This window comes from Rhodococcus sp. EPR-157, from assembly GCF_001647195.1.
Classification (GTDB): domain Bacteria; phylum Actinomycetota; class Actinomycetes; order Mycobacteriales; family Mycobacteriaceae; genus Rhodococcoides.
The window spans coordinates 1-14824 of the sequence record NZ_LVCV01000517.1 but is presented as its reverse complement, the minus strand read 5'-3'; the positions used below and the strand labels follow the sequence as shown (position 1 = coordinate 14824).

At 63.2% G+C, this 14824-nt stretch carries 12 protein-coding genes and 1 tRNA gene; 2 read left to right on the top strand and 11 right to left on the bottom strand.

All coding sequences use genetic code 11. From position 1 onward, the window contains the following. Nucleotides 1–1729: 1729 nt before the first annotated feature. The 3 genes from A2J03_RS23520 to A2J03_RS23510 form a co-directional block, all read right to left on the bottom strand. Entirely contained in the window at nucleotides 1730–2401 is a 672-nt protein-coding gene (locus A2J03_RS23520) for a nucleotidyl transferase AbiEii/AbiGii toxin family protein (RefSeq protein ID WP_068378820.1), read from the bottom strand. Further along, nucleotides 2398–2913: a helix-turn-helix transcriptional regulator gene (locus tag A2J03_RS23515; RefSeq protein ID WP_068378817.1), complete on the bottom strand. Its 516-nt coding sequence runs from the start codon at nucleotides 2911–2913 to the stop codon at nucleotides 2398–2400. Before A2J03_RS23515 ends, A2J03_RS23520 begins: the two co-directional genes overlap by 4 nt. Before the next feature lie 290 nt (nucleotides 2914–3203). After that, nucleotides 3204–3276: transfer RNA gene (locus tag A2J03_RS23510), tRNA-Asn, on the bottom strand. Between the two features lie 138 nt (nucleotides 3277–3414). Between A2J03_RS23510 and A2J03_RS23505 the strand changes: the two genes are divergently transcribed. Then, on the top strand, nucleotides 3415–3663 hold the full coding sequence (locus A2J03_RS23505) for a hypothetical protein (RefSeq protein ID WP_068378814.1): 249 nt from the start codon (nucleotides 3415–3417) through the stop codon (nucleotides 3661–3663). Here the strand turns inward: A2J03_RS23505 and dnaG are convergent. From dnaG to A2J03_RS23470, 7 genes are read right to left on the bottom strand one after another with little or no spacing between them, the layout of a single operon-like run. Then, nucleotides 3660–5591: a DNA primase gene (dnaG, locus tag A2J03_RS23500; protein ID WP_068378811.1), complete on the bottom strand. Its 1932-nt coding sequence runs from the start codon at nucleotides 5589–5591 to the stop codon at nucleotides 3660–3662. The two genes, A2J03_RS23505 and dnaG, sit on opposite strands and share 4 nt — an antisense overlap. Nucleotides 5592–5633: 42 nt before the next feature. Next, nucleotides 5634–6911 carry a deoxyguanosinetriphosphate triphosphohydrolase gene (locus A2J03_RS23495; RefSeq protein WP_068378808.1) on the bottom strand — a complete coding sequence of 426 codons (1278 nt, stop codon included), beginning with the start codon at nucleotides 6909–6911 and terminating at the stop codon, nucleotides 5634–5636. Next, the gene (locus A2J03_RS23490; RefSeq protein ID WP_068378806.1) at nucleotides 6908–7627 is read right to left on the bottom strand and encodes a YdcF family protein; all 720 of its coding nucleotides are present in this window, start codon (nucleotides 7625–7627) and stop codon (nucleotides 6908–6910) included. Before A2J03_RS23490 ends, A2J03_RS23495 begins: the two co-directional genes overlap by 4 nt. 55 nt (nucleotides 7628–7682) lie before the next feature. Next, nucleotides 7683–8291: a response regulator transcription factor gene (locus A2J03_RS23485; RefSeq protein WP_068378804.1), complete on the bottom strand. Its 609-nt coding sequence runs from the start codon at nucleotides 8289–8291 to the stop codon at nucleotides 7683–7685. Further along, nucleotides 8288–9412, bottom strand: a complete 1125-nt coding sequence (locus A2J03_RS23480) for a sensor histidine kinase (RefSeq protein WP_231912684.1) — start codon at nucleotides 9410–9412, stop codon at nucleotides 8288–8290. The genes A2J03_RS23485 and A2J03_RS23480 overlap by 4 nt, the downstream gene beginning before the upstream one ends. 22 nt (nucleotides 9413–9434) lie before the next feature. After that, on the bottom strand, nucleotides 9435–10220 hold the full coding sequence (locus A2J03_RS23475; RefSeq protein WP_068378802.1) for an ABC transporter permease: 786 nt from the start codon (nucleotides 10218–10220) through the stop codon (nucleotides 9435–9437). Further along, the gene (locus A2J03_RS23470) at nucleotides 10217–11128 is read right to left on the bottom strand and encodes an ABC transporter ATP-binding protein (protein WP_068378801.1); all 912 of its coding nucleotides are present in this window, start codon (nucleotides 11126–11128) and stop codon (nucleotides 10217–10219) included. Before A2J03_RS23470 ends, A2J03_RS23475 begins: the two co-directional genes overlap by 4 nt. A 116-nt stretch (nucleotides 11129–11244) precedes the next feature. Here A2J03_RS23470 and A2J03_RS31910 point away from each other — a divergent pair, with 116 nt between their 5' ends. Continuing rightward, a complete protein-coding gene (locus tag A2J03_RS31910; protein ID WP_068378800.1) occupies nucleotides 11245–13293 on the top strand; it encodes a TPM domain-containing protein in 2049 nt (682 codons plus the stop codon). A 312-nt stretch (nucleotides 13294–13605) separates the two neighbouring features. Here A2J03_RS31910 and A2J03_RS23460 read toward each other — a convergent pair. Beyond that, on the bottom strand, nucleotides 13606–14824 hold a 1219-nt coding region (locus A2J03_RS23460), incomplete at its 5' end, for a glycine--tRNA ligase (protein ID WP_068378798.1).

The window sequence follows — 14824 nt, the reverse complement described above, 5'->3', positions numbered from 1 at the left end:
CTCACGCGTCTCGGCATCGAACTTCCTTGGTGCACCCATATCTGCATTCTCCTGGTGAGATCACAGTCTCCACCAGTCCCAGGACGGTTCAGACCGAGCACACACAACCCCGCCGAAACCACAGCAGAAGAGCGTGCTGCGCCAACGGACGTAACCTAGCGTGGCGCAGGCGCAACTATTCGCCGAACGCTATCGCAAAACCCCAAGTCCACATTCTCCGCCCCGACCACTGCGGAGTGATAGTCGCAGGTGACAACTGCGCGACCCATGTTATCCACAACCTGTCCTCATCTTACTGTTGGCGCCTTCTCGCGGTGTCGGAGATGACCTGCGGCGTGGTCGGCCTGTCCGATAGGGCTCAAGGGAGGCGGCGCAGGAGTCCCTTTCCCTGGTCGTCGCGGTCTGACGACGGCACGCGACACGCTGTAAGTTTCAGCTACGGCGATTCGGCGACTTCCTACTACCGAGCTCACGAGGATCTGGCTGGCCTTCATCGGTACCAGCGACGGACACGCTGCGTTCGGTTCAGACATCCGAACACCGGTAATCACAGTTCAAAATGCGTATTCGTCCTTCAGTCCGCGCTGGCACACGTTCTCCACGACGGGGCGTACGGGTTTTTCGTGGTTAAAACCATCGCAAGTGGTACGCTCTCCTGAATCGAAGACCTTGCACAGGTCGACAATTTTCGGACTCGCTTTACCGAACAGAACGAACCACGTTAGGTTTGAGAATGACACTAATTGTTGCACGGCTTCACGGCAACAGAATCACTCTAGTTGGCGATACCAAAATATCTGTGCACCCGAGCAACGAGGGCGATACTCGAAAAGATGCGCGGGTTTTCAGCAACTCCATACTGAAGTTATCTCTTGCCAGGCGCGATCTTGCAATCGGTGTTGCCGGCGACGACCCAACTCACGCATTAGAGACAGTTTCGCCACTGTTCTCACATACAGTCTGCCTACCCGCACTCCTCGACGGACTTTCCAGTTATTCAAGCCGAAACATCGGTACCGCATTCATCGTAGCGACGCACAGTCCGAATACCTTATGGAGGGTAGATCACACCGGAATCGAGGAAACCACTCATCGAAAAGTAGCTTGGGAAGGCGACCGAGCAGCATATGGCACCTTTCGCGGTTTGTACGAAGACTGGGAAACCACATCGTTCCGAGACGATCATAATTTCCGAATGATTTCGTCGATGCAACGAATGACGACCGAGTTTTTTTCCCAAGACTCGTCGGTTGGGGGACACTCAGTGCACATAGCTTCGTCTGAGCACGGCTTTGAGTACATACCGGGAGACTCGGCAATCTTCAGTCAGACCCCAGGAAATCACGCTTTTTTCAGGTTGCAGTACATGGTGGGTAGCGAAGCCACGCCTGGTGCTTTCGGATGCTTCATACCAGGCGTTCGTACTCACGCGTTGTTCCGACATCAAAAACCTTGGAGCCAACTGTGCGTTGCGGCCGACACAGAGGCGGAGTTCATCACGGAGGCGAAACGGCGCCATCAACAGGACATGATCGCCGGTCCCCGCATCCACCTGCCAGACGGATTGTGAGCGAACGATCCTCGTAATACCGATTGTCAATACTTGCCCAGGGAGATTTGGGAATCTGATCAGAGCGCTACACCACCGCGGTCGGTCCAATGAACTTTCAGCAATCGCAGTGTGCCACAGAATGGAGCCACGTGGCCAAAGCACAATGGATGTGAGCTCTTAGCTCCCGAGAATTGCTAGTTTCGGTGTGTTCATTACTACTGGGGCCAGCGAAAAGACCAAAGAAAAGAGCCGAATCGAGAAAGATTTCGGCGAGTCGGCGGTAACGGCCGATAATGCGAGCGGCGAGCACGCGATTACGTTTACCCTATCCAATCCAAAGAAGCCCCGATCCACCTCCGCAGCGCGCGACAGCAGGGCAACCCGATAGGACCAAGTTCGCAAAGCATAGACGTCGACGAAGTCCCTCGCCTCGGCACGATCGAACAGTGCATCCAACTTCCGCCCCGCCAACTCTTCAGGCGCGAACGTCGGTCCGACAACACTCGCCGTTGGCGTCATCCCTGGCACAGAATCCAATGCGAGATCGACCAACAGTTCCTCGTCACCGTGAATCAGCAGCCGACAAAACGTTTCTGCGTCTTGGATGCGTTCCACTCGCCAATTCCGCTGGGCGGCTGCAGCCTCGAGTGCATCGCGGGCCGTGCGTACAGGCCCGCCCGCCGAGCTCGTGAAGAAGTCGAGATCCTGTGTCGGACGCGTCGTCAGGCTCTGCGCCACCAACGCCGCGCCGCCTGCGAGAAAGAACCCCTCACTAGCAGGCAACGAGAAGAACAACCTCGCAACTCGGACCTGAAAGGCAGTGAGCACTCCCGCTCCCGCGTCGTTCACGATCTACGCGGAAGTGCATCGACGACGGATTCCCACGCCGCCCGAACATCACGCGGCACAACCAACTCCTGCCACAGCTCCACGAGCAGCACGCCGTCGATGTACCGAACCACATCCTCCGGACGACCCTCGCGCAGCACGATCTCGTACAACATGGCCCGCTCCACACGATCCGACAACCGAAACTCCTGACCCGGAGAAGACCAGTTCAAATCCAGCGGCAACACCACCGTCGCCAACGCATCGGCAATCCGCAACCGCGGCAACGACGTCGGCACCCGATACACACGACCACGAGCACCCGGCACATCCACGAACTGAACACGAGGCACAGCCGCTACATCGAAGCCAGCCTCCCCCAGCAGACGCTCGAGGGTCTCCAAAGACGGTGACTTGCGGCCGTTCTCGTAGGCGGACAATGTCGGACGTGACGTATGCGCCCGACGCGCGAGCTCACCCTGCGTCAAACCAGCAGCACGACGCGCACGCTCAACGAGCCCATGTCCAGCCACGAACCGCTACCTCCTCCCAGCACGACGTATCCAATCGGATACCTTACCCGCGGGAGCGAACTCTGCCCAGCATGTGACGCCAACTGGAATCCGAGTCCCAGCGGGGCCGCTCCATAAGATGAGTTCCGAACGGGTTGTGAGCAAGCCGGCGAGCACAGACCGCAGACCCCTAGGTCGCGCTTCTGAGCGGGCTTGAGTGGACACCTGACCGTCCGACTCCGCCAACACGTGTTTCGATACGAAAAGACCCCCTGCCCCACACATAAGTGCAGTTCAGAGGGTCTATTGCGCTCCCCCGGCTGGACTCGAACCAGCAACCGTCCGATTAACAGTCGGAAGCTCTGCCAATTGAGCTACAGGGGATTACCTCGGTGGCTTCGCACTCTCGTGCGGGCCGAAAGAAACAATAGCGCACACCCCCATGGGAGTACCAAATCGCCCTGTCCCGGCGATGTCAGGCAGGATGGAGGGACCGCGCCCAGCTTCACTGAGAGGACATTCATGATTCGTTTGGTTCTGGCTGCCGGGGCAGCCTACGTACTTGGAGCCAAGGCAGGTCGTGGGCGCTACGAGCAGATCCGTAAGACCGCTTCGGCCGTCGCGGGTAGCCCGGCTACCCGGAAGGTCATCGAGGTGGGCAGGCAGAAGCTGTCGGACTCGCTCAACACGCAGCCGAAGCTCGAGCCGATGAAGCCGATCGACGAGGACACCCAGCTGTACATCCCGCAAGATCAGCTCCGCAAACGCTAACCGGCTTCGGAAGCGTCCTCGACGTTGCCGATGGCCTGTTCGAGCAGGCTGCGCCGGTACTGTTCGAGCGCTATGACGTCGCCTAGCAGCGCGTAGTACTCGTCGGGATTGACCTGCGGTGACATGCGCTGCATCTTGGACTTCAGCTCGGCCACCTGTTCGCCCACCCACACCTCCTGTAGACGCGCCAGTACGCCGCCGATGTATCGCGTCAGCGCAATGTCCGCCACCGGGATGTGCTCGACGGCCAATTCCATCACCAGCGACTTCACGACAGGTGTCTCAGCACGCTTGGCGACGGCGTCGACCCACTCTCCCCCGCCCAGTCCCGCGGCGGTTCCCCCTGCCGCCGTCACGGCCTGACTGACGGCCGCGTACGCGGGATGAGTGAACGTCTCCGGCGGCAACGAGTCGAACACCGAACCCGCGATCGCCGGATTCTGCAGAGCGGACTTGAGGGCCTCTCGCTGCGGCCACAACGACGGATCCGTCGGCTGCGGACGCACCGGACCGGCAGGCACCTCGGGCGTCGGGGCCTGACGCTTCTCGAACGGGACACGCTTTCCCTTGGCGTCTCCGCCGCCGCGGGCATTCTTCTTCGCCTCGTCCCGCACGCGTGCGAGCACCATTGCCGTGTCGTCCCAGCCGGTCCACCCGGCGAGCTGACGCGCGTACTCGTCCCGCAGTGACGCGTCCTTGATACGGGCGACGACCGGTACCGTCCGACGAAGCGCCTCGACACGTCCCTCGGGTGTGTCGAGATCATGTTCGCTCAGAAGCGATTTGACGACGAACGCGAACATCGGGGTGCGTCGCGCAACCAGATCACGGACGGCGCCGTCACCGGACTTCTGCCGCAGCTCGCACGGATCCATACCGTCGGGCGCAACAGCGACGAACGTCTGCCCGGCAATCTTCTGATCACCTTCGAACGCCTTCATGGCGGCGGCCTGCCCGGCGGCGTCACCGTCGAAGGTGTAGATGACTTCGCCGCGAAAGTAGCTGTCGTCCATCATCAGTCGCCGCAGCATCGCGAGGTGATCTTCACCGAATGCCGTACCGCACGACGCGACCGCGGTCTTGACGCCGGCAAGGTGCATCGCCATGACGTCGGTGTATCCCTCGACGATGACGGCCTGATGTGATTTGGCGATGTCCTTGCGCGCGAGATCGAGCCCGAACAGCACCTGAGACTTCTTGTACAGCATGGTTTCCGGCGTGTTGATGTACTTGCCGGGCATGGTGTCGTCGTCGAAGAGCTTGCGCGCACCGAACCCGATGACGTCCCCGCTCTGGCTTCTGATCGGCCACACGAGCCTGCGCCGGAACCTGTCGATCGGGGTGCCGCGCTTGCCCGGTGTCGCCAGGCCGGCGTCGATGATCTCCTTGGCTTCGAAGCCGCTGGAGAGCAGGTGCTTGGTGAGCGTGTCCCAGCCGTCGGGCGCGTATCCGCAGCCGTACGTCAGCGCTGCCTGGCCGTCGAAGTTGCGTTCGGTGAGGTAGTCGCGGGCTGTCTGCGCGTCGGGTTCGCGTAGACGAGCAGCGTAGAACTCCTGTGCTGCGGAGTTCGCCGCGATCAGCCGAGCTCGTGTCCCGCGGTCACGTTGGACCGATGGCCCTCCGCCCTCGTAGGTGATCGAGTAGTTCAATCGGTCCGCGAGTTGCTCGACGGCCTCGACGAAGGAAATGTGTTCGATCTTCTGGAGGAAGGAGTAGGCATCACCACCTTCGCCGCAGCCGAAGCAGTGAAAATGCCCATGGTTGGGGCGAACGTGGAACGACGGCGACTTCTCGTCGTGGAACGGGCACAGGCCCTTCATCGAGTCGCCGCCCGCGCGCTTGAGAGAGACGTAGTCACCGACGACGTCTTCGATCCGTGTGCGTTCGCGAATGGCGGCTATGTCGCGTTCAGGAATTCGGCCGGCCACACGGGCCAGTCTAGTACCGCCCCCAGACTCTGGAGAATCAGATCAGCCCCAGCTGGCTTGAGCCCCGAGACTGCGCTTGTCGATCAGTTCGAGCCTGCTTTCGGTGTACGACGCGATCTGATCGACCACCACCCGTGTCCGCTCCCCGTCGCTGTCGGCTCGATTCCAGGCCGGGACGAATATCGGGTCCAATTCCCCCGGCGCCGACCTCTGCAGCCACTCCGCAACCCGATGAATTCGGTCACGCTGGCGCTCTTGACGGATCTTGTGTCCGGCGTCGGACATCACGTACCGCAGAGCCATCGTCTTGAGCAGCGCTACCTCGGCGGCGACGATCGGCGGGATCACCAGGTCGGCGTCGTACCTGGCCAGAGGCTCTGTTCCCCATGTGCTGCGGGTGCCGTTGATCGCCGCAGTGGCGAACCGGCCGACAAGTTCACTCGTCAGGTGCTTGAGCGCGACCGATGCCGTCAATGTGCCGTCGAACTGGCCCACAGTCGTCACGACAGGCATCCGCGACAACCGGTCCGCCGCTTCGATGAGTTCGTTCACATCGAGGCCACGAAACTCTCGGACACCGAGCTCGGCCAGCTCGCGTTGCTCGGTGGGGGCGCCGAGCGACCTGAGAGCGATGCGTCCGTCGATGACGCCGTCCTCGACATCGTGCACCGAGTACGCGACATCGTCGGCCCAATCCATCGTCTGCGCTTCGAGGCACTTGCGACGCTCGGGCGCACCGTCACGAACCCAGTCGAGGATTGCGGCATCGTCGTCGTAGGCACCGAACTTGGCGCCAGGAGACGGACGCAGCCACGGATACTTCGTCGCCGCGCCGAGTGAGGCACGCGTCAAGTTGAGTCCGACGCTTCGGCCGTCGTCGTCGAGGATTTTCGGTTCGAGCCCGGTGAGGATGCGCAGGTTCTGGGCGTTGCCTTCGAATCCGCCGCAGTCGACCGCGACCTCGTCGAGGGCCCGTTCGCCGTTGTGACCGTAGGGAGGGTGCCCGATATCGTGTGCAAGCCCGGCCAGGTCGACGAGGTCCGGATCGCTGCCGATTCCCTCGGCGATGCTCCGGCCGATCTGCGCGACCTCGAGCGAATGCGTCAGCCGGGTACGCGGAGTGTCCCCGTCGCGGGGCCCGGTCACCTGTGTCTTGTCGGCCAGACGTCGGAGCGCCGCACAGTGCAGGACCCGCGCGCGATCTCGCGCGAAAGCGCTACGGTGCGACGCGTTTTCCTGCGCACTGTTCAGCCCAGCAGTCTTCGGCGCCTCGGTGACGAAACGCTGGACGTCGTGATCGTTGTAGGTACCCAACGTCATTGGCCTGCCGTGTATGCGAAATCCGCGGTGAAGTGCGTCAATTGGTACCACAGGAGCGCGCCGGTTTCGCGTGCGATGCCGTGCGCCTGGGACTCACGCGTGTACACCGCAGGACCGGTGCGTGTCGGGGACGTCCATGCGTCCAATCCGGCGTCCCGTGCCATGGTGCGCGTGCGCAACGAGTGCCACGGATCGGACACCAGCACCACCGACGACTTGCCTTGTGCACGTAGGGTTTCGCTGACCGCTTCGATACTCTCCAGTGTGTCCGATCCCTGTTCGACGGCGGTGATCTGATCAGCCGGCACGCCCTGATCGACGAGGAACATCTTCCCGGACGCTGCCTCGGTGTACAGGTCGCCTTCCTGCTTGCCTCCGACTGTCACGATCTCGGGAGCCACGCCCTCCTCGAACAACGACGCTGCCTGAGACAACCGCGCCTCGAACACCGACGACGGGGTTCCGGAGTACTGCGCGGCACCGAGGACGACGATTGCGTCAGCCGTCGTCTTGTCGTCGATTCGTGCGACGTGCCACACCCGGACCGCGGTCCCTCCGACGACCAACAATCCCATCAACACGACGCCCACGACGAGTCGCGTCGTCCACCGACCGAGCGTGCCGAAGAAACCGAGCCGCGGAGGTTCGGGTTCGGAATAGTCGTACGAATCCCCATAAGGGCCGCCGTACGGATCGCGGTCGAGAGTCGGGTTCACCCCTCGAGTTTGCCAGTCCACCCGCGCGGCCGACGCTCGGGCGCGCGGGCAACCGTCACAACCACCCTCGTTCCTCCGCTACCCGGACTGCTTCGGCGCGGGTCGTGGTGCCCGTTTTTCCGATGGCAGCGGACAGGTGATTGCGGACCGTGCCCTCGGACAGATGCAGTGCGGCAGCGAGCCGAGCGGCCGTCCCACCTGCCGCCGCAGCCCGAAGAACTTCGTGCTCGCGCGCGGTCAGCGGCGAGATTCCCTCGGTCAGCGTCTCGGTCGCAAGCGTCGGATCGACGACGCGCAGGCCCATGTGAACCCGGCGGACCGCGTCGGCCAATTGTCTCGCCGGGGTGTCCTTGACCACGAACCCGTCGGCGCCGGCGTCGATCGCACGACGCAGGTACCCGGGCCGCCCGAACGTGGTGACGATCATCACCCGGCAGCTCGGTACGTGCTTTCGCAACTCGGCGGTCGCCGCGATTCCGTCCAGTCCCGGCATTTCGACGTCGAGCAACGCGACGTCGGGCCGGTGTTCGAGGGCAGCGGCGACAACCTCGTCTCCTCGTCCCACTTCTGCGACGACATCGAGATCGGACTCGAGGTCCAGGAGTGCGGCCAGCGCTCCACGGACGAGGGCCTGATCGTCGGCCAACAACAACTTGATGCTCATCGGCACTCCACCTCGACTGTGAATCCCCCGGTCCTCGATCGTCCGACGGTCAGCGTTCCGTTCGCGGCTTTCACGCGTTCGGCGAGTCCTCGAAGACCGTTCCCACTGTCATCGATACAGCCGCCGTCGTCGATACTGCCGCCGTCGTCGGAAATCTCGATCCGTGAGGCTTGCACGTCGACACGACAATGCCGCGCACCACTGTGCCGAATCACGTTGGTGACGGCTTCGCGAAGGGTCCACCCGAACAATTCGCGATTGCGCAGTGGGACCACATCTGCGTCGGACGGCAGATCGGCGTCTATCCCGGCGGATGCGAGAGCGGTGCGCGCGTTCCCGAGTTCGACGGCGACGTCGACCTTGCGTAGTCCACCGACCGTCGATCGAACATCGCTCAGGGCTTCGCGGGCCAGCGCTTCCACTTCACCGATCTCGACGGCCGCGCGCGCTGGGTCGATCTCGATCAGTCGACCCGCCAATTCGGCTTTGACGGTGATGACGGTGAGCGAGTGGCCGAGGATGTCGTGAACGTCACGGCTGACGCGCTCACGTTCGGCCACGATTGCGAGGTCGGCCAGCTGCTGACGCGCGACAGCGAGTTCGTGGTTGCGCTTGAACACCTGCGTGATGCCCCACGCTGCAACTGCACTGATCACGAGTTGAAAAGCGAAGAACGAGCCTGGATCCCAGTCGGGAACGATACGGGGAACGACCTCGATCACCACGACGAGAACGGCCACCAAGACCCATGCCTGACGCGTCGGCAGAGTCATCATTGCAAGGACGGCGATGTAGATCGTCGCCCCGAACGACTGGCTCCCGATCATGACGGCCAGGACCACGATCAACGAACCCATCACGATCAATCCGAACCACGCCCAGCGAACGTCGACTCTTCGTCCTGATCGATTGGCGGTCCGGAATCCCCAGATGACGATGAGGAACGTGGCGCCGAACGCGACGACGGCCGCGGATCCGAGAACCTTCTGCCACAGGTGCGGAAGTGCCAGGACCTCCCCAAGCGGATACGCGAGATAGAACAGCCAGATCAGGCCGAAGACCCAGCCGAAGCGGAACATCCGACCGATCCCCTCGGATGCACTCACCTCGACTGGGGTCACGGTGCTCACGCTAGTACCCCCGTCACACTCGCTTCGTATCGCGGCGGAACAGGACTGCAGCACCGGCGATGAACAACCCTGCCCACACCACGAGATTGATCACGGCGACGACAAGGGTGCCGAACGAGGGCTCGGTGAACGGCGCCCTCGCAACGGTCGCGAGACCGTACAACGGGGTGAATTTGGCGATGTCGGCAAACCAGCCGCTGTCCGCGAGTGGGACGAACAGTCCACCGGCGAAGGCCAGCACTGCAAGAACAGGTCCGAGAATCTGCATGACGTTCTCCGACGGCAGCAGATACCCCATGAACAATCCGAACGCCGCGAACACCGAACTTCCGAGCCAGGCGATGATGCCACTGGATACCCAGACCCATATCGGCATATCCGCCCCGAAGCCTGCGGCGACCGCGAACACGACGAGCACCGACGCGAGACCCATCGTCATCGCGACGATCATCTTCGTCACGATGTACGCGACGGGTCGCAATGGCGTCAGGCGAAGTTGTCGACTCCACCCCTGCGCACGCTCGACCGACACCATTGCACCGCCACTGGTAGCGGCGAGCATAGCGCCGTAGACGGCCATGCTGATGGCGACGAACGCCGTCACGTTTCCCTGCGCGAATGCGTAGTTACTGGTGAAGTCGGACTGGGTTCCGAAGATCACGAAGAACACCGGTGGCATCACCAGGGTGAACACGACCGTCCGACGGTTGCGCACCAGCCTCTTGATCTCGAGGCCGAGGAAGGTCGGACTGAAGCCGCCGAGGACGAGCGAGGTGCGGTTGTGCGTCAGCGTGGTCATTTGGTGCTCCCTACGAGATCGGCGGAACGGTCGGTGGTCAGAGCGAGGAAGGCGTCTTCGAGGTTCTTGGACACGATTTCGAGATCGAGGGCTCCGTTGTTCAGCAGATATCGCGCAACGGTGTCGGAGTCACGGCCGTGGACGATGACCCGTTCACCGCGCATCTCGACCTGGTCGACGCCCGGCAGTCGTAGCAGCGCGGAGGTATCGATGGATGGGGCTGTGGCGGTGACGGTACGGCCGGACGCAAGGTTCTTGACCTCCGCGGCGCTCCCGTCGGCGACGATCCGTCCGTGCCGCAGCAGCACGATGCGATCGGCATAGGCGTCGGCCTCGTCCAGGTAATGCGTAGCGAACAGAACAGTTCGGCCGCCACGCGCGTCGTGCCTGATCGCGTTCCAGAAGTCGCGCCGACCTTCGACGTCCATTCCGGTGGTCGGTTCGTCGAGGATCAGTAGGTCCGGTTCCGGCAACAGTGCCAACGCGAACTTGAGCCGTTGCTGTTCACCGCCAGAGCACTTCGCGACACTCCGGTCTGCGATCGCGGTGATGCCTGCGCGCTCCATCACGCTCTCGACCGGCTGAGTGTGCGGAAACAGGGCGGCGGTGAGACGGATCGTCTCGCGGACGGTCAAGTCTCGAATGAGCCCGCCTGACTGCATGACCGCCGAGATCCGCCCAGCGCTGATCGCGTCGGCCGGTTCGGATCCGAACACCTGAGCCGTACCCGAATCGGGCTTGGCCAGCCCGAGCATCATGTCGATGGTCGTCGTCTTGCCCGCGCCGTTGGGCCCGAGGAAGGCCACTACCTCGCCGGGTTCGATCGTCAGGCTCACGTCGGCCACGGCCCGCACCGACCCGTAGGACTTGCTCAGGTACTCCAGATGCACTGCTGGTGTCGTTGTCATGAGAAGAACTCTGCTACTCGGCCAGCTCCGCGACCTCGTCCGAGCGTCACGATTCCGCCATGACAAGTGTCATGGGGAGTGATCGTCCCTCCCCTCTGCCGGTAGATTCAGTTCTCATGGCAGTCGATCAGGCGAAGCACGGTCCCGTTGTCTCCAGAGTCCAGCGATTGCTCGCCCTCGGTGCTCTCATCGCGATTGTCGCTCTTGCGGCACTTTTCGGCGCCGCGGGGACTGCGACGGCCGAACCCCCATCACGACTGGCCGGCCAGATAACCGACAACGTCGAGGCCCTCGACGACGGACAACTCGCCGACGTGCAAGCCGCAATCGACGATGTATACAACGCGGATCGAATCCGTCTCTGGATCGTCTACGTCGCAGATTTCGACAACCTCGAACCAAGCGAATGGGCCGACGCCACTGCCCAGGCCAGCAGTTTCGGAGACAGGGACGCATTGCTCGCGGTAGCGACCGTCGACCGGTCGTACGCAACATGGGTGTCCAACGGTCTCACCGAAATCACTCAATCGGAGATCGACGAGCTGCAGACCGACAACATCGAACCGGCTCTGCGCGAAGAAGACTGGGCAGGCGCGGCGATCGTCACCGCCGGAACACTGGGCGACGCCTATGCATCCTCCGGGTCCAGCGGATCCAGTACCCCCTGGCTCATCGGCGCAGGGGCCGTTCTCGCCGCGGGCGGCGGGGCGGTCGTCTATTCGTCGCGACGCAACAAGGCGCGTCAGAAGGCCGGAATCGAAGCTGCGAACAGCATCGATCCCACGGACACCGCGTCACTCTCGGCCTTGCCGCTCGACATCTTGGATGCCCGCGCACACTCCATGCTCATCGAGACCGACAATGCCGTGCGGGCCAGCGAGGAAGAGCTCGCAATTGCCCGATCGGAATTCGGCGACACCACCGCAGCGCCGTTCATCACCGCATTCGACGAAGCCAAGAAGGCACTCGGCTCGGCGTTCCAAATTCGGCAACGTCTCGACGACGCCATCCCCGAGACGCCGGATCAACGCCGTGCGATGCTGATTCAGATCGTTTCGTCCTGCGGGCGCGCTGATCACGAACTCGATTCGCGTGTAGCCGAATTCGAGTCGATGCGCGATCTCTTGATCAATGCCGACGCGAAGCTCGATTCCCTGACGCAGGCTGTCGTCGGACTGACGGTCCGAGTACCGGAGTCGGAGAAGATTCTGGCCCAGCTGCAGACCGAGTTCGCGGCGCCTGCGCTCGCATCGATCTCGTCGAACATCGAGATGGCCCGCGAGGACATCGAACTCGCCGAAAGCAACATCGCAGTGGGCCGTGACACCGCCGCCAAACCTGCCGGCCAGCAAGGGCAACTCGTCTCGGCTGTACGGACCGCCGAAAAGGCAGTCGACCAGGCCCGCGCGCTGCTCGACGGGGTCGACCACGCGCAGAACGACATACGCAATGCGATCGCGACGCTTCCCGCCGCAATCGAGGAGGTCCGCCGAGACCTCGCGAGCGCGGATTCGTTGGCCAGGCATGGCGGTAGCGAGCTGCAGAGTGCACGCGCGGCTGCCGAGCACGCGCTACGCAACGCCGAGGCGTCACAATCGTCGGATCCGCTCGGGAGCTACACCCAGCTCGTGGCGGCCGATCAGCATCTCGACGAGGTGATCGAGGACGCCACGGAAGCGAAGACTCAGGACGACCTACAGCGCGCGCGTCTCGCACGTGACCTCGGCGGTGCCCAGTCGCAGATCACCGCCGCGAGGGACTACATCTCGACCCGCCGCGGTGGCGTCGGCGCCGAGGCAAGGACTCGTCTCGCCGAAGCAGAGCGTCACTTCGAGGCTGCCCGACGACTCGAGTCCACCGATCCCGCACAGGCCCTGCAACACGCCCAGGCCGCGGCAGGGCTGGCCGCGCAGGCGTCGCAGACCGCGCAGGCTGACGTCGCCAGCTGGGAGGATAGCCGTCGGCCGCGTGGCGGTAGAGGCTCCGGAGGTGGCGCTGCAGGCGCTGTTCTCGGCGGAATCCTGATCGACAGCATGCTGCGCGGTAGCCGTGGGGGTGGCTTCGGGGGCTTCGGAGGCGGTGGCGGCTTCGGTGGAGGCGGCTTCGGTGGAGGCGGCGGGGGCGGCTTCGGTGGCGGTGGGCGCTCGGGCGGCGGCCGGTTCTAGGCGCGCGTAGGCGACTGCCGCGTGCGTCAACGCGGTGGGTCGGATGCGGTACGACTCCCGAACTCGTACGCAAGTGTGCGCCCTGCCCGGGCACCGAACGACTCGTTCGGTGCCCGGGTCAGGTGACCGAATGAGACATTCGCTCACCCCAAGGTGACCCAGACAGACATTCGCTCACCCCAAGTGACCGAAACAGACATTCGCACACTCAGAGTGACTCAAACAGACATTCGCTCACGCCAAGTGACCGAAACAGACATCCGCTCACCCCAAGTGACCGAAACAGACATCCGCTCACACCAGGTGACCGTGTCAGGCCCCCAACAACCGCTGCCCCAGGTATGCCTCGACCTGATCGAGTGCGACCCGCTCCTGGGCCATGCTGTCCCGCTCACGGATTGTGACGGCGTGGTCGTCGAGGGTATCGAAGTCGACGGTGATGCAGAACGGGGTTCCGATTTCGTCCTGGCGACGGTAGCGGCGGCCGATTGCTCCGGCGTCGTCGAATTCGACGTTCCAGTACTGACGCAGCTGCTGCGCGAGATCCTTGGCCTTCGGCGTCAGATCGGCGTTACGGGAGAGCGGCAGGACCGCGACCTTGACGGGAGCGAGGCGACGGTCGAGCTTGAGCACGACGCGCTTGTCGACGCCGCCCTTGGCGTTCGGTGCCTCGTCCTCGGTGTACGCGTCGACGAGGAACGCCATGAGCGAACGCGTCAGACCGGCCGCCGGTTCGATGACGTACGGGGTGTACCGCGTGTCGGTGGCCTGCTCGTAGTAGCTCAGATCCTGGCCGGACGCTTTGGAGTGCACCGACAGGTCGTAGTCGGTGCGGTTGGCGACGCCTTCGAGCTCGCCCCATTCGCTGCCCTGGAACCGGAAGCGGTACTCGATGTCGACGGTCCGCTTGGAGTAGTGCGACAGCTTTTCCTTGGCATGCTCGTAGAGCCGCAGGTTCTCGGGGTCGATGCCGAGGTCGGTGTACCACTTCATGCGGTAGTCGATCCAGTACTGATGCCACTCGTCGTCCTCGCCGGGCTTGACGAAGAATTCCATCTCCATCTGCTCGAACTCACGCGTGCGGAAGATGAAGTTTCCGGGTGTGATCTCGTTGCGGAAGCTCTTGCCGATCTGGCCGATGCCGAATGGGGGCTTCTTGCGTGAGGTGGTGAGTACGTTCGCGAAGTTGACGAAGATGCCCTGTGCGGTCTCGGGGCGCAGGTAGTGCAGGCCCTCTTCGTTGTCGACCGGCCCGAGGAAGGTCTTGAGCAGGCCGGAGAATGCACGCGGCTCGGTCCACTGGCCGGGATCGCCGGTTTCGGGATCACGGATGTCGGCGAGACCGTTCTCGGGGGGACGTCCGTGCTTCTCCTCGTACGCCTCGAGAAGATGATCGGCGCGGTAGCGCTTGTGCGTGATGAGGGACTCGACGAGCGGGTCGCTGAAGGTTTCGACGTGGCCCGAGGCCTCCCACACCTGGCGCGGCAGGATGACCGACGAGTCGAGCCCGACGGTGTCCTCGCGCGTGGTG